13 protein-coding genes and 6 pseudogenes are annotated in these 21,744 nt (G+C 71.0%); 6 read left to right on the top strand and 13 right to left on the bottom strand.

The window, feature by feature from the left end; translation table 11 throughout:
* Nucleotides 1–104: 104 nt before the first annotated feature.
* Nucleotides 105–1,475 (bottom strand): endo-1,4-beta-xylanase, encoded by a 1,371-nt coding sequence (locus tag GA0115240_RS29305; RefSeq protein ID WP_176725206.1) that lies wholly within the window; start codon nucleotides 1,473–1,475, stop codon nucleotides 105–107.
* A gap of 639 nt (nucleotides 1,476–2,114) precedes the next feature.
* Here GA0115240_RS29305 and GA0115240_RS29300 point away from each other — a divergent pair.
* Nucleotides 2,115–2,411, top strand: a complete 297-nt coding sequence (locus GA0115240_RS29300) for a cellulose binding domain-containing protein (protein ID WP_093741296.1) — start codon at nucleotides 2,115–2,117, stop codon at nucleotides 2,409–2,411.
* Nucleotides 2,412–2,641: 230 nt separating this feature from the next.
* Here GA0115240_RS29300 and GA0115240_RS29295 read toward each other — a convergent pair whose 3' ends face one another.
* Complete coding sequence (locus GA0115240_RS29295) at nucleotides 2,642–4,117, bottom strand: glycoside hydrolase family 6 protein (protein ID WP_256070062.1); 1,476 nt, start codon at nucleotides 4,115–4,117, stop codon at nucleotides 2,642–2,644.
* 685 nt (nucleotides 4,118–4,802) lie between these two features.
* Between GA0115240_RS29295 and GA0115240_RS29290 the strand changes: the two genes are divergently transcribed.
* From GA0115240_RS29290 to GA0115240_RS29285, 3 genes and pseudogenes are all read left to right on the top strand, one after another.
* Nucleotides 4,803–6,806, top strand: coding sequence for a cellulose binding domain-containing protein (locus tag GA0115240_RS29290; RefSeq protein WP_237555306.1), 2,004 nt, complete (start codon nucleotides 4,803–4,805; stop codon nucleotides 6,804–6,806).
* An 86-nt stretch (nucleotides 6,807–6,892) separates the two neighbouring features.
* A pseudogene (locus tag GA0115240_RS35865) lies at nucleotides 6,893–6,997 on the top strand (hypothetical protein); the annotation flags it as partial.
* Nucleotides 6,998–7,412: 415 nt separating this feature from the next.
* Nucleotides 7,413–7,730, top strand: a pseudogene (locus tag GA0115240_RS29285) (transposase); the annotation flags it as partial.
* A gap of 17 nt (nucleotides 7,731–7,747) precedes the next feature.
* On the opposite strand, the gene GA0115240_RS29280 reads toward GA0115240_RS29285, so the two are convergent.
* Nucleotides 7,748–9,118 (bottom strand): serine/threonine-protein kinase, encoded by a 1,371-nt coding sequence (locus GA0115240_RS29280; protein ID WP_161302547.1) that lies wholly within the window; start codon nucleotides 9,116–9,118, stop codon nucleotides 7,748–7,750.
* Between the two features lie 197 nt (nucleotides 9,119–9,315).
* On the opposite strand from GA0115240_RS29280, the pseudogene GA0115240_RS29275 reads away from it, so the two are divergent.
* A pseudogene (locus GA0115240_RS29275) lies at nucleotides 9,316–9,549 on the top strand (leucine zipper domain-containing protein); the annotation flags it as partial.
* On the opposite strand, the pseudogene GA0115240_RS38805 reads toward GA0115240_RS29275, so the two are convergent.
* Nucleotides 9,550–9,695: pseudogene (locus GA0115240_RS38805) on the bottom strand (LysR family transcriptional regulator); the annotation flags it as partial.
* Nucleotides 9,696–9,856: 161 nt separating this feature from the next.
* Nucleotides 9,857–11,299: a ricin-type beta-trefoil lectin domain protein gene (locus tag GA0115240_RS29265; protein ID WP_256070061.1), complete on the bottom strand. Its 1,443-nt coding sequence runs from the start codon at nucleotides 11,297–11,299 to the stop codon at nucleotides 9,857–9,859.
* Between the two features lie 747 nt (nucleotides 11,300–12,046).
* Here GA0115240_RS29265 and GA0115240_RS38800 point away from each other — a divergent pair.
* Nucleotides 12,047–12,178, top strand: a pseudogene (locus GA0115240_RS38800) (RICIN domain-containing protein); the annotation flags it as partial.
* Nucleotides 12,179–12,480: 302 nt separating this feature from the next.
* Here the strand turns inward: GA0115240_RS38800 and GA0115240_RS38795 are convergent.
* From GA0115240_RS38795 to GA0115240_RS29225, 8 genes and pseudogenes are all read right to left on the bottom strand, one after another.
* Nucleotides 12,481–13,074, bottom strand: coding sequence for an ABC transporter permease (locus GA0115240_RS38795; RefSeq protein ID WP_256070060.1), 594 nt, complete (start codon nucleotides 13,072–13,074; stop codon nucleotides 12,481–12,483).
* Nucleotides 13,075–13,147: 73 nt separating this feature from the next.
* A pseudogene (locus GA0115240_RS38790) lies at nucleotides 13,148–13,318 on the bottom strand (ABC transporter permease); the annotation flags it as partial.
* A 241-nt stretch (nucleotides 13,319–13,559) separates the two neighbouring features.
* Nucleotides 13,560–15,197 (bottom strand): sugar ABC transporter ATP-binding protein, encoded by a 1,638-nt coding sequence (locus GA0115240_RS29250; protein WP_093741290.1) that lies wholly within the window; start codon nucleotides 15,195–15,197, stop codon nucleotides 13,560–13,562.
* Nucleotides 15,197–16,279: a substrate-binding domain-containing protein gene (locus tag GA0115240_RS29245; protein WP_256070059.1), complete on the bottom strand. Its 1,083-nt coding sequence runs from the start codon at nucleotides 16,277–16,279 to the stop codon at nucleotides 15,197–15,199. Before GA0115240_RS29245 ends, GA0115240_RS29250 begins: the two co-directional genes overlap by 1 nt.
* A gap of 388 nt (nucleotides 16,280–16,667) precedes the next feature.
* A complete protein-coding gene (locus tag GA0115240_RS29240) occupies nucleotides 16,668–17,813 on the bottom strand; it encodes an aldose epimerase family protein (protein WP_093741286.1) in 1,146 nt (381 codons plus the stop codon).
* Between the two features lie 115 nt (nucleotides 17,814–17,928).
* The gene (gene araA, locus GA0115240_RS29235; RefSeq protein ID WP_093741284.1) at nucleotides 17,929–19,434 is read right to left on the bottom strand and encodes an L-arabinose isomerase; all 1,506 of its coding nucleotides are present in this window, start codon (nucleotides 19,432–19,434) and stop codon (nucleotides 17,929–17,931) included.
* Nucleotides 19,431–20,147, bottom strand: coding sequence for an L-ribulose-5-phosphate 4-epimerase (locus GA0115240_RS29230; RefSeq protein WP_093741282.1), 717 nt, complete (start codon nucleotides 20,145–20,147; stop codon nucleotides 19,431–19,433). Before GA0115240_RS29230 ends, araA begins: the two co-directional genes overlap by 4 nt.
* A 368-nt stretch (nucleotides 20,148–20,515) precedes the next feature.
* The gene (locus GA0115240_RS29225) at nucleotides 20,516–21,577 is read right to left on the bottom strand and encodes a LacI family DNA-binding transcriptional regulator (RefSeq protein ID WP_093741280.1); all 1,062 of its coding nucleotides are present in this window, start codon (nucleotides 21,575–21,577) and stop codon (nucleotides 20,516–20,518) included.
* Between the last annotated feature and the right edge of the window lie 167 nt (nucleotides 21,578–21,744).

Below are 21,744 nucleotides of genomic sequence, written 5' to 3'. Positions count from 1 at the left end.
GCGCGTCCACACGACGATCGCGGCCGACTGCCCCCGAACCCGCTGGTCGCACACGGGAACGGCGCCGCGGAACGGGTTCCGCGGCGCCGTCCGTGACGGCGAGCTCAGCTGATCGTGCAGGACATCGGCAGCGTGCTCGCCGGCGCGTCGGCGGAGTTGGCCAGATAGCCGAAGGTGGTGCTCGCCCCGGGGGCGACGGAGCCGTTGTACGAGGTGTTGTGGGCGGTGGTCAAGGAGCCGTTGGTGCCCTGGACGGCATTCCACATCTGGCTGACGGTCTGGTCCGCCGGCTGGTTCCAGAGCACGGTCCAGGCGCTCAGGGCCGCGGTGCCGGTGCTCTTCACCGTGACCTCGATCTGGTAGCCGCCGGCCCAGGAGTTGGTCACGGCGTACGACGCCGCGCAGACCGGGCCGCTCGTGGGGGGAGGCGTCGTGGGCGGTGTGGTGGGGGGCGTGGTCGGCGGACTGGTGGGCGGTGTGGTGGGCGGTGTGGTGGCACCGCCGGCGTTGAGGGCGTTGAGGACGGCGGTGTAGGCAGCCTTCTTGCCGTAATTGCCGTCGAAGAGCAGAGGGGTGTCACCGCTGCGCCAGGAGTACTTGTCGGTGACGCCCCACACCGTGATGCCCGTGCACCGGGCGACGCTCAGGCATGCCTGGACGGTGCTGGTGTAGGCGGACGCCGGCGCCTGCGCGATGTCCAGTTCGGTGAGCTGGACATCGACCCCGAGCGAGGCGAAGTTGGCCAGGGTGGTCGCGAAGCCGGCCGGCGGCCCGCTGGAGCCGAAGTGGCTCTGGAAGCCGACGCAGTCGATAGGCACGCCGCGGGACTTGAAGTCCTTGACCATGTTGTAGACGCCCTGTGTTTTGGCGTCCGTCCAGTTCTCGATGTTGTAGTCGTTGTAGCAGAGCTTGGCGTCGGGATCGACGGAGCGCGCGGTGCGGAAGGCGTGCTCGATGAAGCCGTTGCCGAGCTTGTCCTGGAAGGGCGAGCTGCGGTGCTGGCCGCTGGCGCCGTCGGCGAACGCCTCGTTGACCACGTCCCAGGCGTAGATCTTGCCCTTGAAGTGGGTCATCACCTGAGTGATGTGGTTGTCCATGGCCGACTGCAGGTCGGACGCGGACAGATTGCCGACCCAGCTGGGCAGTTGGGAGTGCCACACCAGCGTGTGCCCGCGGATCTTCATACCGTGGGCCTGGGCGTTGGAGACGATCTGGTCGGCGGAGCCGAAGCTGAACGAGCCGCGGGACGGTTCGGTGGCGTCCCACTTCATCTCGTTCTCGGGCGTGACGGCGTTGAACTCCGTGTCGAAGGTGGACGCGTACGCGGACTCACCCAGGTGGCTGGCCGCCACCGCGGCACCGAAGTAGCGGCCGCTGCTCGCGGCCGCCGCACCCAGGGTGCCGGCCGCGTGGGCCGTGCCGGCCATGGACACCAGACCGATGGTGGCCGCCAGGGTCGCGGTGAGGGCCGCCACCGCGGTCCGTACCCGGGATCGGCGGCTGCGAGGGACTCCGCCGCTGGGCGGGGCTGGGGCATGGGACAACTCAGGGGTCACTTCTACCTCACCTCGTGGCATTCCGGTGCGGGTGCGCCCAACAGGCACGCCCGGCGTCGGAGACTGTGGGGGGACCATGCGCGAGGGGAGCAGCCACAGAGGGTGCTCCGCTGTCGCGGGCGTGGCTGCCGACGAAAACGACGTCATTCTCATCCCGCCGGAACCGAAACGTCAACGCATCAGCGCCGAAACATTCGAGAAGCGGGGCGAACGCTCCTTCATCGCTGTGGAGCCCGCCCCAGGCGCCCGCGATAACTCTGCGTCAGTAGGCGATCTTTGCTGTGCTTCCTTGATGACTCCGCGTCCCCGGTCGGCGGGACCGGCCGTGACCGCCTGGGCGGCGCCGACCACGGGCAGCCCTGAGGCGGGCCACCGGACAGCGAAAATTTCGGACTCAATCGATAATAATTCGCCGACCCCGGCGGGTGGTCCCGGCGGTGCCAGGGGTGGTTGTCCCGGTAGGACCGCCGTAGGTGACGAGCTGTTTACGCACCGGGTGGAACCGGCAGCACCACCGCCGGTGACAGCACCACCGGCGGAACCGGCGGCTCCGACTGCATGGCCATGTACTCGGTGACCAACGCCTGGAGCGGCGGCTTCCAGGGATCGGTCGAGGTCATGAACCACGGCACCTCGCCGACCGGTCACTGGAAGGTGAACTGGACACCCGGCGACGGCACGAAGATCACCACAGTGTGGAACGGCACCCTGTCCACAAGCGGCAGCGCCGTCAGCGTGACCAACGCGTCCTACAACGGCACGATCGGGCCCGACAGTTCAACGACGTTCGGCTTCACGGCCAACTCCAGCGGCATCAACCTCCCCAACGGATCGATCACCTGCACCTTCTCCTGAGGGGCCGCTGCCGGCGGCCGCTCGTACGGAATGCGACGGCCGCCAGGCGAACCAGCAAGTGCCGCGCTGCAGTTGAGGCCATGGCCTCGGGGCCGGGCCGGAACTCCGGTCCGGCCCCTGAGCGGCAGGGGTCGCTCACCCCGCCCGCTGCCGCTCCCGTCGCCGCTTGCCGCCGCCGGTCCAGGTCGCAGGGGGACGCCCTCGCCGGCCAGCACCGAACGGATGGCGTGTCAGAGCACCCCGCAAGCGGTGCCGTTGAGAGTGAACGCGGTGGGCGACGAGGTGCCGGAGCCCGTCCCCTGGAAGCCGAAGCCGGTGGAGCCGCCCGCGGGGATGGTCCCGTTATAGCCCAGGTCCGTGGCGGTCACGGCCGCACCGGACTGAGTGGTCGCGGCGTTCCACGCGTTGGCGACCTTCTGGTCGGCGGGGAACGTCCACTTGAGCGACCAGCCCTTGAGGGCGGTACCGCCGGTGTTGCGAACGGTGACGTCGGCGGTGAAGCCGCCCGTCCAGGCACTGGCGACGGCGTAATGGACCGAGCAGGCAGCGCCGGTGGGCGGGGTCGTCGTCGGCGGCGGGGTGGTGGGCGGGGTCGTCGTCGGCGGGGTGGTGGGCGGCGTCGTCGGCGGCGGAGTCGTGGGAGGAGTGGTCGGCGGCGCGGGATCGGATGCCCCGGCGGATGCCAGCGCGTAGGCCACGTCCGGCAGGAAGGTGCCGGCTGCGCCCGCGCAGCCGTCCGCCTCACCGGGCGGCTTCACCCACAAGAAGCCGTCGATCGCCGGGTCGCCGGTATCGGTCGTGGGGTAGGTACCGATCGCCCGCCCGGACGGGTCGCACCATGCCCCTCCCCCGGCCGGACCGTTGCCGTTGCGGCTGGTGTCCACCACGGCATGCAGATTGGCCGGGCTGCCCAGCGCGGCCAGCACGTTCTTGGCGAAGGCGACCTCGTTGGCGGTGGTGTTGAAGTTGGAGACGTTGGTGAACAGTCCGTCGGCGTTGGTGAGGATGCCAGCCGAGCGCAGCCGGTTGGCCTGCTCGGAGGCGCTGTTCCAGGCCGAGTGGCCGCCGTCCATGTAGACCTTGGCGTTGGGGGCGGCGGCGTGGATGGTGGCCCCCGCCCGGGACAGCGAGGCGAACCGGTCCGTCTGCTGCTGCGCGGACAAGCATGTGGTCAGGGCGACGGAATCGGGCTCCAGGATGATGATCGACCGGCCGTTGCCCAGCCCGGCGGCGAAGTTGCGCACCCATGCGTCGTAGGAGGCCAGGTCCGGGGCGCCGCCCGCCGAGGCGCCGCCGCAGTCGCGATTGGGGATCTCGTAGACGGCCAGCACTGGCACCTGTCCGGCAGCCGCCGCGGCTGTGGTGACCGCCCTGACGTCGTCGGTGACGGTGGAGGGGCGGTAGTCGGAGAACCAGATCGCCTGCGGCTGGGACGCGATTCGCCGGGCGATCATCGGCTGGCGGGAGTCGCCGGGGTTGGCGGCAACCCAGCGGACAACCTGGGAGTTGGGGTCCGTGTAGAGCTGGGTGCCGGCGGGGAGGCTGCCCTGCGCCGCGGCGCCTGCGGTGATCTGGCTGCTCAGCGCGATACCGGCGGCGGCCAGGCCAGTGGCCAGGCCGAGTGCGATGGCCTTGCGCAGCCGCGACCCGCGCGTGCGGGCCCCGGTCGCGCCGGGAGGGCGCGGTAAGCGGATGCGGGATGTCACAGCTGTCCTCCGTGCTTGTCGTGGGGGGAGGCCCTCGTGGTGCTCAGGGCCCGACGTGCTGCATGGGAGCGCTCCCACATGAGCCTAGCCAATATGCCGAGAGGGCGTAATCCCCCGCGCAAGACGCGTTGCCACCGCCACTGGAACGCCAGCCCGCGGGCGGCGGCCCGCCTCCCGCCCACGCGGGCCGCCCTCGGGAACGCGTCTGCGCCGTCGGCCGCTCCCGATCCGTCCGGCCTGAAACGGTAGCTACCGCACCCGCCTCGCGGGCGGCCGGAACGGCCCGGACGGCCGGCGTTTTTTCACCCTCCGGCGGCAACTGTCCGGCTGACCGGTACCGGGCGCCGCCGGCTCGGGAGACCACCTGCCGGACGGGACCCCCGCCCGCCCCGGGCGGCCCGTCGCTACCGGGCGCCGCGACGGAGTGCGTGGACCATTGACAGTGCAACCGGCCGCCCGCATTGTGGGAGCGCTCCCACTGGCGGCAATCCGGTGTGCTCGCGGGACAACCGCCTCCATCCCGCCTCTCGAAGGTGAGAATGCCGTGCGTCTCTTCTCGTCCCCTCGTCTCTTCCTGTCCACGCGCCTCCCAAGGCTCCCCCGGTTCTCGCGGGCACGGTCCTTACCGAGGCCCCGGCGCCTCGCGGCGGGCGCCTCGGCCCTCGCGCTCCTGGGCGCCCTGCTGTTGGGCGCGTCCGCGCGGGCCGCCGACCAGGCCCCGCAAGCGGCCGGCCCCGACGCCGACGTGACGGTCAACGCCGAGCAGGGCCTCGGCACGATCCCCAGCACGGCGTACGGCCTGAACAGCGCCGTTTGGGACGCCCAGATGAACGCGCCCCAAACGCAGGACCTGCTGCAGGCCGCGAATGTCGGGATGCTGCGCTATCCCGGCGGCTCCTACGGCGACATCTACCACTGGCAGACCAACTCCGCACCCGGCGGCTACGTCGCGCCCGGCACGGACTTCGACGCGTTCATGGGCACAGTGCGGAAGATCGGGGCCCAGCCGATCCTGATCGCCAACTACGGCTCGGGCACACCGCAGGAAGCCGCGCAGTGGGTGCGATACGCCAACGTCACCAAGGGATACGGCGCGACGTACTGGGAAGTCGGCAACGAGATCTACGGTAACGGGCATTACGGCTCCGGCTGGGAGCACGACGACCACCCGGACACCTCGCCCACCGCCTACGCGGACAACGTGGTGCAGTACGTGTCGGCGATGAAGGCAGTCGACCCGACGGTGAAGGTCGGCGCCGTGCTCACCATGCCGGGCAACTGGCCGGACGGGGTGATGGCGGGCGCCGAGACCGCGGACTGGAACCATACCGTGATCCCGCTCATTGCGGGCAAGGCGGACTTCGTGATCGTGCACTGGTATCCGAGCAGTCCGGATGCCGCGCACATGCTCGGCACCCCCGCACAGCTCACCGGCGAACTCGCCCAGCTGCACGATGAGTTGAACGCCGCAGGCGCGGGCAACACCCCGATCGCCCTCACCGAGGTCAACGGCGGCAACGGCGAGGACACCCAGCCCGACGCGCTGTTCGGCGCGGACGCCTACTTCACCGCCCTGCAGAGCGGGGTGTTCAGCGTCGACTGGTGGGACACCCACAACGGCGCCCAGCAGATCTCCACGTCGCCCGACGGCGCCACCGACTACGGCGACTGGGGCGTGCTCTCCAGCGGCGACTGCGTCGGCGGGGTCTGCGAGCCGCCGCTGAACACCCCGTTCCCGCCGTACTACGCGATCAAGATGCTCAGCCAACTCGGCCGCCCGGGGGACCTGATGGTCGGCTCGGGCAGTACCAGCGCGACGGTGGCGGTCCACGCCGTGCACCGGACGAACGGTGATCTGAGCGTCCTGCTGATCAACAAGGACCCCGCCGCCGCGCAGACCGTGGCGCTGCACTGGACCGGCTTCACCCCCGACCTCTCAGCTCCGGTGACCGTGGCCACCTACCGCGACGGCGCCGACGCGATCGACACCACCTCAACGGCGTACGGAGTGACGCGGACCCTGCCGCCGTACTCGCTCACCAGCGTCACCCTGCACGCCGCGGCCCATACGGCCTCGGCCCTGTCCGCCCCCGGAGCGCCGAAGGTCACCGCGGCCGGGGACACCAGTGCCACCGTGAGCTGGACCCCGTCGACCGGGGGCGCGGTCACCCGCTACGAGGTCTACCGGCAGGTCGGCACCACCAGCGAACTGCTCGCGGACAGCACCGGCACCTCCGCCACTGTCCACAACCTCTCCGCCGGCAGCACCTTCACCTGGAACGTCCTGGCCCGAGACGCAGACGGCCGGTTGTCGGCGCCCTCGGCCCCGGTCACCGTGCGGACCGGCACCCCCGTCAGCTCCACCTGCCAGGTGTCGTACCGGACCACGGCCGGCTGGGGCAACGGGTTCAACGCGGCGGTGACGGTCACGAACACCGGCCCAACGCCGATCACCGGCTGGACGCTGGCCTTCGTCTTTCCCAGCGCCGGCGAATCCGTCACCGGCTTCTGGAACGCCGGGATAAGCCAGCACAGCGGGCAGATCGTGGCCACGCCGGTGGACTGGAACGCCACGCTGGCCGCGGACGGCGGCAACTCGGCGTCCTTCGGATTCACCGGTGCGAACGACGGCGCGGCGCCCCCGCCGACCGTCTTCACTCTCAACGGTACCGTCTGCGCCACCACATGACCGCCCCGCCCTGATCGCCGAACCGGACCGCGGCTTGCGTCAGCCGGCCACCGGGGGCGACGGAGGCTTGCGCCACCAACGCCGCCTCCGGCCTGTGGCAGGACGTCGCCGGGGCCGCCACCGCCAACGGCACGCTGATCGACCCGTGGAACTGCGACGGCGGCGGCAACCAGCGATGGGCTCGCCAGTAGGCAGGGGGTGCACACCGTCGCCCGCTCAGCATGTCTTTCATGGTCAAAAATCGAACACAGCGCCGCTCGTGGTTACCGGTGCCGGCCTGAACTGTGTCGGGGCGCGGGCATGATGTAGTCGTGCCTGCGCCCCCGTGATCCTGCTCCTGCCCCGGACGTATGCATCGGCGTCGAGCGGGACTTGGATCGCTTCCTCCAATTCGGTAACTGCCGCACTGCGGGCACGGGATTGCTGGGAAGGGCTTGTCGCATCGAAGACAGATGAGGGATCGGGCGACCACCAGCGGATCACTCCACACCCGAAGTCGACACCAAGCTCAAGGACGGCTTCAAGCACCTGGAGCGCCGGCTGGACACCCGGATTTCGATCTCGGCGGCGCCCTCTCCGACTTCGCCAATGGCGACACCGGAACTTCGAGACCGACCTCGTCCGGCTGACAAGGCGTATCCCTCCCGGGCTATCCGGGTCGGCCCGCGGAAACGCGGCATCAAGGCAACCATCCCCGAACACTCCGACCAGGTGGCCAACCACAAGCGACGTGGCATCCGCGGCGGCCGACCACGGGCCCTCGACGAAGAGCAGTACAAGGACCGCAGCGTGGTCGAGCGCTGCTCCAACCCTCTCAAGCAGTTCCGCGCCATCCCGACCCGATTCGACAAGCTCGCCGTCCGCTACCAGTCGGGACTGCACCTGGCCTCAGTCATTTTGTGGCTCCGCGAAACCACAGCATGATCATTTGTCAGAAACGATCAGGGCCCGGCCGGCTTGGCCGCCGTGCCGGGGCCGGCCGCGGTGGCGGCCTTCCCGAACGCCGTGCTCTTCTTCTGCGCGGCCGGATGCGGCGGCGCGGCTCCCCGGGCCGCGGGTGCGGGTGCCTTCTTCTGGCCCGGGGGATTCTGCTGACCGGGCGCTGCGGGGCGGCGGGCCGCCGCGGGCGGGGCCGGGTGGGCGGCCGGCTGGGACCGTTTCCGTGCGACGGGTTGTCTGGCCCGGGCCGCGGTGGGGGAGCCGGTCCGCGCCGCGCTGACCCCGCTGACCGGTGTGCCGGGCGGTGTGGTGCGGGCGGCCGTCGTACTGGCCGGGGCGGAGTGATGGGTGCCCGCATCCGGGGCGGCCGGGCTGCCGTCCATGGCCAGCAGCGTTGCTCCTGCCGCGCCCAGTACCACGACGGCGGTCAGGCCGGCGACCAGCGCGCTCCGCCGGCGCCCCGGGTGTGCGAGAGCGCCACGGATGACGGTCCGGCCGGGCTGGGTGGGGACATCCGTGGCGGCGCGCGCCCGCGGTGAACGGGAGGTGGCCGCCCGGCTCAGCAGTTCGGCGCAGCGGCGGGCGTCGGGTCGCGCCCGGGGCTCGCTGCGGGTCATCGCCTCGATGACGTGTGCCAGCTCCGGCGAGAGCCACCGCGGGATCTCCGGCGACCGGAGCAGCCGGGCCGCGCTCGCCTCCAGCGGCGCCCCCTGGTACTCCTTCTCGCCCTTCACCGCTTCGAGCAAGACCAGTCCCAGCGAGTAGATGTCGCTGGCCGGACTGGACCCTCTGCCGAGAACCTGTTCCGGGGCCAGATACGGCACCGTGCCGACCACCGTGCCGGGCTCGGCGCGGGTCGGCTCGTCGATGAGCCGCGAGATCCCGAAGTCGGCCAGATACGGGGTGTCGCCGGGCCCGAGGAGGACGTTGGACGGCTTCACGTCCCGGTGGACGATCCCGGCCGCGTGGGCGTGGGCCAGCGCGAGGGCCAGTTGTTCGCCCAGCCGCGCCACGTCGGCGTCGGTCAGCGGGGCCCCGTTGTGGATGCGCTCCCGCAAGGTGATGCCGTTCACCAGGTGCGTCACCACGTAGGCGCCGCCGAGGTAGCGGCCGGTGTCGTAGACCGCGAGCAGCGCCGGGTGCGTCAGCCGGCCCAGCAGGATCGCCTCTTCGCAGAACCGGTCGGCGGAGACCGCGGTGGCGCCCGGGCGGAACACCTTGACCGCGACCTCCCGGCGCAGCCGCAGATCGGCGGCCCGGAACACATCAGCGGTGCCGCCGGTGCCCAGGATCTCGTCCAACCGGTACCGGTCATCGAGGACATCGCCGGTCCGCGGGCCGGGAGGGCCGGCAGGACGTTGAAGGGCGGACATGAGACCCCCGTAAAGGACGAGATGTGATTCGCCTCCTACCCGGGCCCTCGGGGTGCATTCGGGCGGATCGGCACTCGCACGCCCCGGCCGCCCGGCGGACGGCGGTCCGCCGGGCGGGGCCGGACCTTCCGGAGGTGCTCCCCGCCGTGTCCGGCCCGCTCTAGGTGTTCTGTTCATGGAGGTTGCGAAGGGCCCTCATGGCCCACCGCAATGCACCCCTGACCGAGACCGGTTGGCTGCGTCCGGCCCGCTGCGTCGTGGACGACGGCCGGCGGCTGCGACGGGCAGCCGAGAGCTTCCAGGTCTCACCGACCACGGCCGGGCGGTGGGCGGGCCGCTACCGCCGGGAGGGCGAGGTGGGCATGAGCGCCCGCTCCTCGCGCCCGCACCACAGCCCGCGGCGGACCCCGACGCGCACCGAACGCCGGATCGGTGAGTTCGGCGCCGCGGGAGGTCCGGGTGAACAGCCGGACCCGGAGGTTCCGCTCCGGTGCGGCGATGCGCTGGGAAACGGCCTGCTGGGTGACCGCGAGCTCCGCGGCGCCTGCTGGAACTGCCCCTCGTCGGCTGCGGCGAGGGGGTCCGGACGGTCAGGTCCACCTCGCCACCTGACGGGGCAACGGTGGGCCGCGGCCGGGCGGTCCTGCGGCGGCCCGGAGCCCAGGGGGCGTCCGGACCGCCGGGAGACGAGCGCGCCGGGCGTCCGGCGTCGGCGCGCGTCCGAGGGGGCCCGGGGCCCTACTGGCGGGTCCATTTCTGGTTGCCGGCGCCGGTGCAGTTCCACAACTCGGTCAGGGAGCCGTTGGCGGTCGCGGCCCCTGTGACGTCCAGGCACAGGCCGGACAGCGCGTTGACCACGGTGCCGTCGCCGTTGAGGGTCCACTGCTGGTTGGCTCCGCCGTGGCAGTCGTAGATGATCACGGCGGTGCCGGCCGTGGTCCCGGAGGCGGCGGCGTCGAGGCACTTGCTGCCGTAGACGACGAGCTCCTTGGCGGAGTTCAGGCTCCAGGACTGGTTGGCCCCGCCGTTGCAGTCCCAGATCTCGGTCCGGGTGTTGTTCGCGGTGCTGGAGTTCGGCACGTCCAGGCAGCGGTTGGAGCCGACGCCGCGCAGGACCGTCGAGGTGCCGCCACCGCCGGAGCCGCCGCCCGGGTTGGTACCGGTCCCCCAGCCCCATTGCAGGCGGTCCAGGCCAGACTGGTTGGTGACGCCGACCGACAGGTTGGTACCGGAGCCGGCCAGCGTGGTGATCGCACAGGAGGCGTTCTCACACGGTCCGGGGCCCTGCGTCTGGCTGGCCTGCTTGACGCCGGTCCACAGCACCGAACCCATTCCGAGGTTCCGCACGGTGTCGGTGATCGCGTAGAGGTAGGACAGGTCGTTGACGCCGTCCTTGGGACCGTTGTAGTTGACCCCCGTGTTCATGGGAACACCGAACTCGGTCAGCACCGCGCGGCTGGCGTAGCCGCACAGGTTGCCGGTGAAGTCGCTGACCCAGGCGGCCTCGGTGGTGTGCGAGTCCCCGAACATGCCGTAGATGTGGATCGACAGCAGCGTGCCGGACAGGCGCGAGTCGCCGCCGACCGCGCACAGGTTCCCGTCGGAGTACAGGCCCGGCACGATCACGTGGTTACGGGGAAGGCTCGGGTAGCGCGCGAGCCAGTTGGCCTCGAAGGTGGTCAGGTCGCTCGCGTTGTAGCCGTACGGCTCGTTCATGATGTCGAAGTAGAAGTTGGCGTGCCCTCCGTACTTGTTGATCATGGTGTCCCACATCTGATTGAACGATGCGGTGTCACTGACCTTCCCGCCCTGCAGCCACGGGGCCACGATGACGTTCATGCCCAGTGCGGTGGCGGCGTCCAGGGCGGCGGTGTAGCTGTTCCACCAGGTGCCCGACGTGGTGGCCGCGTTGAACCCGAGGCGGACGGTGTTGGCGCCCAGGCCCTGGAAGCCCTCGAGGATCGCGGTGGACTTCGTGTACGTGGTCGCGTAGGTGTCCGAGGTCGACAGGCCGACCGGGATGTTCGGACCGGTGATGAAGTTGTCGTTGGGATCCGCCCAGTTCACGCCGTGGAACTGACTGGTGGCGGCGGGTACCGCCGAAGCCGCCGGCGCCGCGCTCGCCGGCGCCGCGCCGGAGGCCAGCGCCCCGAACAGCATCAGCGCGATGACCCCGGCCACGGCGATCAGGCGGGTGACGACGGTGGCAGGGGGCGGGGGCAGGGGGCGGGGGCAGGGGCCAGGGGGCCACGACCGCCCGGGGCGCCGGGGCGGTCGACGCGGGGACCCGCCGACCGGTTCCCGGATTCCCGCGGTCAGGTGAATGGCGCGCTCGGTCGTTCATACGGTCTCCTGCCGATGTGGGGGGGCAAGGTATTTTGTGAGCGCTAACAATCGCCAGAGCAGATGCCGGTCTGCGATGGCTCCGACGCTCAAGGGCCAACGGCGGCAGCGTGCACCCTGCCCTGCGCTCTGTCAACAGCCGTCACAGCGCAGCGGCTCGCGATCCGCCGGCCGGCCACGCCCAGCCGTCCATCCGGTCGGGTCGGAGCGTGATTACGTGTTTCCTGTTGACGTCCCCGGGCGGGTTTGCTTGTCTGACGTCTCACGGCCCCTGCCGGTTTCCCGATTGCCGGATCGGGTCGCGTGCGAGAGCGGATCTGCCGCGACCGGGCACGCCGCCGATGCTTCTTGCCATCCGTGCACGCGATCGCACCTCCCGGTGGTCCGCACATCTCGCACCGGTCAAAGGCTCCCCTCCCCCACGCTTGGAGCTGGTATGACTCCGGACATCCACCCGTCCCGCCTGCGACGATCACGGCTCGGCGCTCTCGCCGCCGGCCTGGCCGTGGCAGCGGCCGGCGTGCTCGTCCTCGGGGGGCAGTGGCACCCCGGGGGCCGGTGGGGCGTTGCACGCGGTGGGTGCGGGCAAACGGCACCGTGAGCGGCGCCCAGTCCGGCCTCTGCCTCGACGTCACCTCCGCCTCCACCGCCAACGGCGCCCTGGTCGAACTGTGGACCTGCACCGGAGCGTCCAACCAGCAGTGGACCCTGGGATGACCACCGGCAACACACCACCGGCACCACCGACCCACCCCGCCCCCCGGCAGCCCGGCCCGCACCACAACCGGGCTGCCGGCCCCGCCCACAGCCGGCCCGGGACACCGCACCGCACGACACACCGCGGAATCCGCCGCGCGCCCCGGGACAAAACCGGGGCGCGCGGCGGAACACAAGCCGGGACACGACCTGGGGAAGATCCAGCGCGTCGGACGGAGGTGGGGCGGCTCCGCGTCAGGTAACGGGGGCCGCCCCACCGGCTTGGGCCGCGGAAGGGGGCGCGGCGCGGGTTGGTGTGTGGTTCAGCCGCGTTTGGTGACGCTTCTGGCGCGGAGCCGGTCGGCGGTGATGGCCAGTCCGAGGACGCAGCCCAGCACGATGTTGGTGTAGTCGGAGTTGATCTGTAGCGTGGTCAGGCCGTTGTTGATCAGTTCCAGCAGGACGGTGCCGGCCACGATGCCCACGATGCGGCCCTGGCCGCCGACCAGGCTGACGCCGCCGATGACGGCTGCCGCGATGGCGGACAGCTCCCAGCCCACACCGACCCCGCTCGCGGAGCCGACGCCCATCCGGCCCAGCACCATGATCCCGGCGAAGGCGGACAGCAGCGAGCTGGTGACGTACATCGAGACGATCCGCCGGTCGCCGCGGATGCCGGCCAACCGGGCCGCCTCGGGATTGCCGCCGACGGCGTACACCTGGCGGCCGGCGTAGGTGCGTTCCAGGAAGAACCAGGCGATCGCGGCCACGACGACGAACAGGATCAGCGGCAGCGGGATCTGGGTGACGTAGGTCTGGCCGATGTCGCCGAACAGGCCGCCGATACCGGTGATGGACGTGCCGGAGGTGATGGCCAGGGTGACGCCCTGGGCGACGGTGTAGGTCACCAGGGTCACGACGAAGGGGGCCAGTCTTCAGCCGGGTGACGGCCAGTCCGTGGATCAGCCCGACGGTGCCGGCGACGACCAGCGTCACCAGGACGGCCAGGACCGGCGGCAGTCCGGCGCGGACGTTGAACCAGGACATCAGGATGACGCTGGTGCCCAGGAGCGCACCCACCGACAGGTCGATGCCGCCGGTGAGGATGACCAGGGACTCGCCGATGGCGATCAGCCCGTACTGGGCGAGGTCGAAGCCCATGCCCTGGAGGTTGACCGCGCTGGCGAAGGTCGACTTGTCCAGCGCGAGCGCGGCAAAAACCACGACGCACGCGGCCACCACGCCGACCTCGGGGGTTTCGAGCAGCCGCCGGGCGAACGAGGTGCGCGCCGCGGTCCCGGCGTCCGCCTCGGTGGACGCCGGTGCGGTACCGGTGGTCATCTGTCGGCCCTTCCGTGAGTACTGGCGCCCGCGCCGGCCGCGAGCAGGGAATCGTCGGTCCTCATGCGCCTGCCTTCCCCCGTGTGCCCGCCCCGGACTGCGTGCCGGCCGCCGCGGTCATGATCGCCTCCTTGCCGAATCGGTCGCGGGTGATGTCGGCCACCACCCGGCCGTGCGCCATCACCACGATGCGATGGCAGATCCACATGAGCTCCTCCAGCTCGGAGGAAGCGACCAGCACCGCCAGGCCCTTCTCGGCTGCCGCGTCGATGAGCCCGTAGATCTCCGCCTTGGCACCCACGTCCACACCGCGGGTGGGCTCGTCCAGCAGCAGCAGTTTGGGGTCGGCGGCCAGCCAGCGGCCGAAGACCGCTTTCTGCTGGTTGCCGCCGGACAGGTCACTGATCAACTGCTCCTGGCTGTGCAGCCGTACCCCGAGATCCTCGACGATCCGGGCGGCGTGCTCCTTGTCGGCCCCGGGCCGCAGCACGCCGCGTCTGCTGATCCGCCGCAGCGTGGTGAGGGTGACGTTCCACCGCACCGAGTGGGCCGGCAGCAGCGACTGCACCTTGCGGTCCTCGGGCACCATGCCGATGCCCACCGCGACCGCGTCGGCAGGGTGCCGGGGGCGGAAGTCGACGCCTTCGAATGTCACGGTGCCGCCGGTACGGGGCTGGGCGCCCATGACGGTGTGCAGCAGCCGGCTGCGTCCCGATCCCATCAGCCCGGCGACACCGACGATCTCCCCCGCCTTGACGTCGAGGTCGACCGGGCCGAGTCCGTCCGCGGTCAGGCCGCGCACCGACAGGGTCGTGGCGCGCTCGACCGAGGACGGGGGCGCCAGGTCGGCGCGGGCGAGGTCGGCGCCGACCATCTCCCGGATCATCCGCTCCTCGGTCGCCTCGCCCGGCGCCAGGTCCGCCACCAGCCTGCCGCTGCGCAGCACGATCACCCGGTCGGCGACCGCCCGCACCTCGTCCAGACGGTGACCGATGAAGAGCACCGCTCCGCCGGCGGCGGCGTGCTCACGGGCCAGGTTCAGCACCCGCTCGGCCTCCACCGGCCCGAGCGAGGACGTCGGCTCGTCGAGGATCAGGACCACCGGCCGGTGGCCCCGGGCTTTGGCAATTTCGATCATCTGCCGCACCGGCACCGGAAAACGCTCGACCGCCCGGTCGACGTCGACCCCCGTCACACCGACCTCTGCGAGCAGTCGTCTGGCTTCCGCCCTGGTGCCGCCCCTGTCGAAGACCGTCCGGCGCAGGACGCCGGTGCCGGCTCCCGCGGGGCGGCGGCCCAGCAGCAGATTCTCCGCCACGCTCAACTGGCCCACCAGCGGGAATTCCTGAGCCACCAGGGCCACGCCCAGGTGCCGGGCGTGGTCGGGGCGTCCGGTCTGCAGGAGTTCACCGGCGATCTCGATCGTTCCGGTCGTCGGAGTCACGGTGCCGGACAGCACCCCCATCAAAGTGGACTTGCCGGCGCCGTTCTCCCCCACCACGGCCGCGATCTTCCCGCGTGCCAGGTCGAGCCGGGGGATGTCCAGCACCTTGACCGGCCCGTACGACTTGCTGACGTCCCGCAGCGAGACGGCGTGGTCAAAGCGGGCCCCGCCGTTCGCCGCGGGGCCGGTGCCGGTGTGGGTGCCGGTGTCGGTGTCGGTGTCGGTGTCGGTGTCGGTGTCGGTGGACGGATCCATCAGCCGATTCCCAGATCCTTGAGCTTGCCCTGATAGTCGGTCAGGTTGCCGCCGGTGACCAGGCCGACCCCGGAGGACAGTGTCGTGCCGTCGGATTCGAGGTACGGCTGCACGATCTTCAGCGTCGCCTCCTTGCCGAGGACCTTGAAGGCGGCCAGCAGATACGCGCCCGTGTAGCCCTGCTGGTAGGGCTCCTGCACGACGGTGGCCTGGATGACCCCGGACTGGATGAACTTCAGCGTCTGCGGGTCGCTGTCGTCGGAGACGATCTTCACCCGGCCGGACTTGCCGGCGGCCTGCACCGCCTGGCCGGCCGACGGGCCGTCGTACGAATAGACCCCGTACAGACCGTTGATGTTCGGATTGGTCTGGATCACCGTCTGCGCATTGGTCAGCGCCTTGGCCGCGTCCATGCCGTCGCTGAGCTTCTGCACGACCTTGATGCCGGTGCCCTTGAGCGCGTCCTCGAAGCCCTGGATGCGCTCCACCGCGTTGGAAGTGGTCAGCGAGCCGACCAGGACCACCACCTGGCCCTTGCCGCCGAGCGCCTGCTTCATCGCCTCGCCCGCCTTCTGGCCGGCCTGGTAATTGGGGGTGCCCAGGTAGAGCGCGGCGCCGTCCTCCTTGGGCAGCGGGGAGTCGATGGCCAGCACCGGGATGCCGGCGCTGTTGGCGGACGCGATCGGCGCCTTGATCGCGGTCGGATCGATCGCGGACACGCTCAGGCCCGTGATGCCCTGGCCCCGCAGCGTCTGGATGATCGACAGCTGCTGGTCCAACCGCCCGTTGGCCGGCGCCTGATACGTGCCCTTGACACCGAGATCGGACAAGCCCTTGTTGAAGCCGATCTTGCCCGCATTCCAGTAGTCGACCGCGACATTGACCACCATCGCCTCGTGCAGCTTCGACAGGTCCTTCCCGGCCAGCGCCGCCTTCAACGCCGCGTCGATCTTCGCCAGACTGGCGTCGTTGAACGTGATGTCACCCTGGATCGCCGGTGCGGCCGTGGTGCTCGCCGCCTTCCCGGCGTCCGACGAACCACCACCCGCACCCGTCTTGCTGCACGCCGTGGCACCGGCCACTATCGCGACGACAACCGCGACAGCTCCGAGACGGGCTCTCCTGCGTCCGGACCGCACATCACCCATGATCATTATCCTGTTCCGAGGACCGAATGGCCTCTGTTAGCGCTCACAGTTTGTGAGATCGTCTTTGCAGCGTCGGCTGCGCACCGACATGAGCGCACGTTCCGCGAGATCTTTAGACGAGGTCACCAGATCCACCGGTCACCACGGCCTCCTGCAGTGGGAACACGCCGCACCGATCTCGCCGCCGCCGGGAAACCGCACTCCACCCGCCCTCCTGGCGGGCGGACTTGCTCGACGCCCCGTGGTCGACATCAGTGCTCGCCTCCTCCTACTTCCTTGCTTGGCTGAGATTGTTAGCGTTCACTGACGCCGCGTCAAGGTGTTACACGGAAGAAAAGTCGTCCGTATCCCGAACGCAACCACTGCTCCACGGTCGTCCCGCCGGCGGCCGGGTGGCTCCGTCGGTGGACAGGCGGAAGACCGTCGTGGACCGGTAGTCGGCGCCGGGCCGGAGCCAGACCGACGGGTAGTCAGGACGCCGGGGTGAGTCGGGAAAGTGCTGCGTCTCGATCGCCACCGCGCCGTACCGGACCGGGGAGAAGACGGCCGGCTCCGCGCCGGTGCCGGAGAACTGGTTGCCGGTGTAGATCTGGACCCCTGGCTCGGTGGTCAGGCACTCCAGTCGGCGTCCGGTGGCGGCGTGGTGCAAGACCGTCGCGAGTTCCGGCGCGCCGCCACCGGGCCTCCGCAGCACCCAGTTGTGGTCGAGGCCCCCGCTGGCCAGGCCCAACTGCTCGTCGGCGGCGCCCAGTACGTCGCGCAGCCTGCGCGGCTCGGTGAGGTCGAACGGCGTGCCGAGCACCGCCCGGGGCCGCCCGGGCAGCGGGATGAGTTCCGCGTCGACGGGCAGGAAGTGGTCCGCGGCCACCCGCAGCTCGTGGTCGAGGATCGTGTCGTCGGTTCCACCCGCGAGGTTCCAGTACGTGTGGTTGGTGAGATTGACCACGGTCGGTGCGTCGCTCGCGGCCGCGTAGTCGATCCGCAGGGCGCCGTCCTCACCGAGGGTGTAGCCCACCGTCACCTCCACGGTGCCGGGGAAGCCCTGGTCACCGTCGCGGCTGACCAGGTGGAACTCCACGCCGGACCGGCCGCCGCCGGTGATCGCACGGGCGGCCCACAGCCGGGTGTCGAAGCCCTCCGGACCCCCGTGCAAGGTGGTGCCGCCCTCGTTGGACCCCAGTCGCACGGTGCCGTCCGCGGTCGGCAGCAGGCCGTGCGCGATCCGATTGGCGTAACGGCCGATGGTCGCGCCGAAGTACCGCGCGGGACCGAGCTTGTCCTCCAGCCGGGAGGGGCTGAGCACCACATCGGCGACCCGCCCGCCCGCGTCCGGGCATCGGACCGCGTGCAGGCTCGCGCCCAGGGTGAGTGTGTCGACGCTGATTCCGCCGGCCGTGGCCAACCGCCATCGGTCGACGGTGCGGCCGTCGGGCAGCGTACCCGCGACCGAGCGGGAAACAGTGGGCATAGGGCGCTCCGAGTCAGGCTGAGGGGCGGCGGCAGTCTCCCCAGGGGTCCCCGCCGGGCGAAGACCCTCCGGTGCACACCTTTCGCCAGGTCCGCGGGCTGGTCACAGTCCTCTTTCACAAGCCCCCTGCCAGGCGGTAGTACGCCTGGTTCCAGCGGATCTCCTTGGTGAACTGCCGGATGGTGGTCTCGCCGTCGATGAGCAGCAGTTCGGTACCGAGCATGTCGGCCAGGTCGGCGAGTTCCTCGGTGCCCACGGCGCCGGACAGCACGGTGTGGTGCGGGCCGCCCGCGGTCAGCCACGCCTCGGTGGAGGTCCGCAGATCGGGGGCGGGACGCCACACCGCGCGGGCCACGGGGAGTTTGGGCAGCGGTTCGGCCGGCGCCACCACCTCGATCTGGTTGGCCACCAGGCGGAAGCGGTCGCCCATGTCGGCCAGGCCCACCACGACCGCGGGTCCCGGCATGGCGTCGAAGACGAGGCGGACGGGGTCCTCTCGGCCGCCGATGCCCAGCGGGTGGATCTCGCACGACGGCTGGTCCGCGGCGATGGAGGGGCAGACCTCCAGCATGTGCGCGCCCAGAATCAGTTCGTTCCCGGGCTCCAGGTGATAGGTGTAGTCCTCCATGAAGGAGGTGCCGCCGGGCAGGCCCGCGGCCATGGCCTTGACGGTGTGGAGCAGCGCCGAGGTCTTCCAGTCGCCCTCGCCGCCGAAGCCGAAGCCGTCGGCCATCAGGCGCTGCACCGCGAGTCCCGGCAGCTGCCGCAGCCCGCCGAGGTCCTCGAAGTTGGTGGTGAAGGCGCCGAAGCCGCCGTCCGTCATGAAGGCGCGCAGGCCCAGTTCGATCCGGGCCGCGTACCGCAGGGAATCGTGCCGGGCACCGTCGGTGGCCAGTTCGGGCGCCAGGCGGTAGGCAGTCGCGTACTCCTTGACGAGTTCGCTGACCGCCGCGTCGCTGGCCGCGTCCACGATCTCCACCAGGTCGTTGACGCCGTAGGTGTTGACCGACACCCCGAACCGCAGTTGCGCCTCGACCTTGTCCCCTTCGGTGACCGCGACATCGCGCATGTTGTCGCCGAACCGGGCCAGCCGCAGGTTGCGCAGCGCGCCGTAACCGAGGGCGGCCCGCATCCAGGCGTGGATACGCGCCGCGACCTGCGGATGGGAGACGTGGCCGGCCACGGTCTTGCGGGCCACCCGGAGCCGGGACTGGATGTACCCGAACTCGCGGTCGCCGTGCGCGGCCTGGTTGAGGTTCATGAAGTCCATGTCGATGGTGGACCAGGGCAGTCCGGCGTCGGCCTGGGTGTGCAGGTGCAGCAGCGGCTTGCGCAGCAGGTCCAGCCCGGCGATCCACATCTTGGCCGGGGAGAAGGTGTGCATCCACGCGATCAGGCCGACGCAGGACGGGTCGGCGTTGGCGGCCAGCACCGTGGCCATGATGGCGGCGGAGTCGGTGAGGACCGGCTTCCACACCACCGTCACGTCAGGGCCGGGGACCGCCGCCAGCGTCTCCTGCACCCTGCGGGACTGCTCGGCGACCTGGGCGAGCGTCTCCTCCCCGTACAGGCCCTGACTTCCCGTGAGGAACCACACCTCGGGACGAGTTGGAACGGTCATCGGCTGGCTCCTGGGTCAGTTGTGGCCGTGGACTGGCCATAGACGTTCTGGTATCGGTGGTATAGGCGATCGATGTCGGCCGGGGCGATGGGCAGCGGATCGCCGAGTTGCCGGGTGATGTGCACGGTACGGGCCACGTCCTCGCACATCACCGCCGCCTTGACCGCCGCGCGGGCGTCCTTGCCGATGGTGAAGACACCGTGGCTGCGCATCAGCACGGCCGGCGAGCGGTGCCCTCGGAGGGTGTCGACGATTCCCCGGCCGATGGAGTCGTCGCCGATCAGCGCGAACGGTCCGACGGGTATCTCGGCCCCGAACTCGTCGGCCATGGCGGTCAGCACGCACGGCACCGGCTCGCCGCGCGCCGCCCACGCGGTGGCGTAGGTGGAGTGGGTGTGCACGATCCCGCCGACCTCGGGCAGGCGGCGGTAGACATAGGCGTGCGCGGCGGTGTCGGAGGACGGCGCCAGATCGCCGTCGACCACGGTGCCGTCGAGATCGCAGACGATCATGCTGTCGGCGGTGAGGCGGTCGTAGTCGACCCCGCTGGGCTTGATGACGAACAGGTCCAGGCCGGGGACCCGGGCCGAGACGTTGCCGGCGGTCCAGACGACCAGTTGGTAGCGGACCAGTTCACGGTGCAGATCGCTCACCTGCTGGCGCAGCGGTGCGACCGCGGCGAGGGATGGCGGCGGCGTGGGGTAGGGGCTCATGACGGGCGACCTCAAAAGGGGACCAGTGAACGCTAACACTTGGTGGGAGCGTTAACAGTTCGACGTCGGCGGGATGGATGGGCGGGGGTGGGCGTGCGGGGGCCGCGAGGGGTGCACGACGGGGTCGCCGCGGCCGAAGCGGTCCTGCGGGAAGCGGTACCCAGCGCGCGGGCGGGAGAAAACCGCGGCGAGAGCCGGCTTGCGGCCCGGGCAGGCCCCGGCGGTGACGAGCAGGACACGGCCGGACCGGGTTCCGAAGCGGTCCCGGGCACTGCGCGCGGGGGTATCGGTCGTCATGGCTGTCTCCAGATGCGCGGGAGGCCCCGGCGGGTCACCGGGAACCTCCTCGCGCGGGCGTACGTGTCAGGTCAGGTGGGAGTGGTGCTGCTGCGGACGATCAGGCGGGGGTCGATCACGACGCGCTCGTCCCTGCGCGGCGTTCCGCCCGACCCCAGCCAGTTGAGGAGAAGACGGATGCTGGCCTGCCCGACCGCGGCGAAGTCCTGCCGGACGGTGGTCAGCGGCGGCGCGAAGAACTCGGCTTCCGGGATGTCGTCGAACCCGGCGATGGCCACCCGGGCCGGCACCGACAGGCCGGCCTCACGGAAGGCGCGCATGACGCCGAGAGCCATCTGGTCGTTGGCCACGAACACCGCGGAGACGTCCGGCGAGCGGCGCCGCGACCCGCCCGCCACCACCCGGCCGGCCAGCTCCTGTCCGGCGCGGTAGCCGGACAGCGGGGTCCAGTCCCCCACCAGGGGCGGCGGCACCTCCGCGCCTGCCTCCTCCAGCGTGGTGCGCCAACCGTCCACCCGGGCCCCGGCCTCCAGCCAGTCCGGCGGACCGGACACGTTCCACACCGTGCGGTGCCCGGCGGCCAGCAGATGACCGGTCACCAGCCGGGCGCCCAGTTCCTGGTCCACCGAGACACCGGGAATCGGCAGGTCGTGCCCGCCCTCGACCGTCACCACCGGGAAAGGAAGGCGCAGTTCGGCCAGTGCCGCGACGGCCGGGCGGTGCGGGACCATCACCACGATTCCCTCCACCCCCCAGTCGCTGAGGTGGTCGATCGCTTCGGCGAGCGCCTTGGGGGTGTAGCGGCGCAGCGTCACCGCCGAGACCATGTAACCCTCGTCGCGGGCCGCCTCCTCCAACCCGAACAGCATGCTGGCCGGCCCGAACAGCGTCGGGTTGCAGGCCACCACGCCGAGTGTGAGGGTGCGTCGGGTGACCAGGGCCCGCGCCGCGGAGTTGCGCCGGTACCCCAGTTGCTCGATCGCGCGCTGTACCTCGGCCCGCGTGGTGTCGCGCACATTGGGGTGGTTGCTGAGCACCCGGGACACGGTCTGGTGAGACACCCCGGCGAGCAGGGCGACGTCCGCCATGGTGGGGGCCCGGTGCGGCCCGGTGCCCTCCGCGCTCTGCGACATTGTTCTCCGATCCGTGATGCAGCTCATTGTTAGCGTTCACAGGCGCGGCCGTCAAGGTCGGTGCAGCACCCGGCGACGTCTTGCCGGGCGGGCCGACCTGTCCGTTGCCTGGCGTTGCCGGACCTTTCACGGGCGGGAGGTCGGGGCTCCGGTCCCCCTGCCGCGAT

It is taken from the genome of Streptomyces sp. DvalAA-14 (assembly GCF_900091855.1).
In the GTDB taxonomy this organism is placed as follows: domain Bacteria; phylum Actinomycetota; class Actinomycetes; order Streptomycetales; family Streptomycetaceae; genus Actinacidiphila.
Note: the sequence above shows the minus strand (reverse complement) of the source record. Positions and strands in the feature narration are given on the sequence as shown.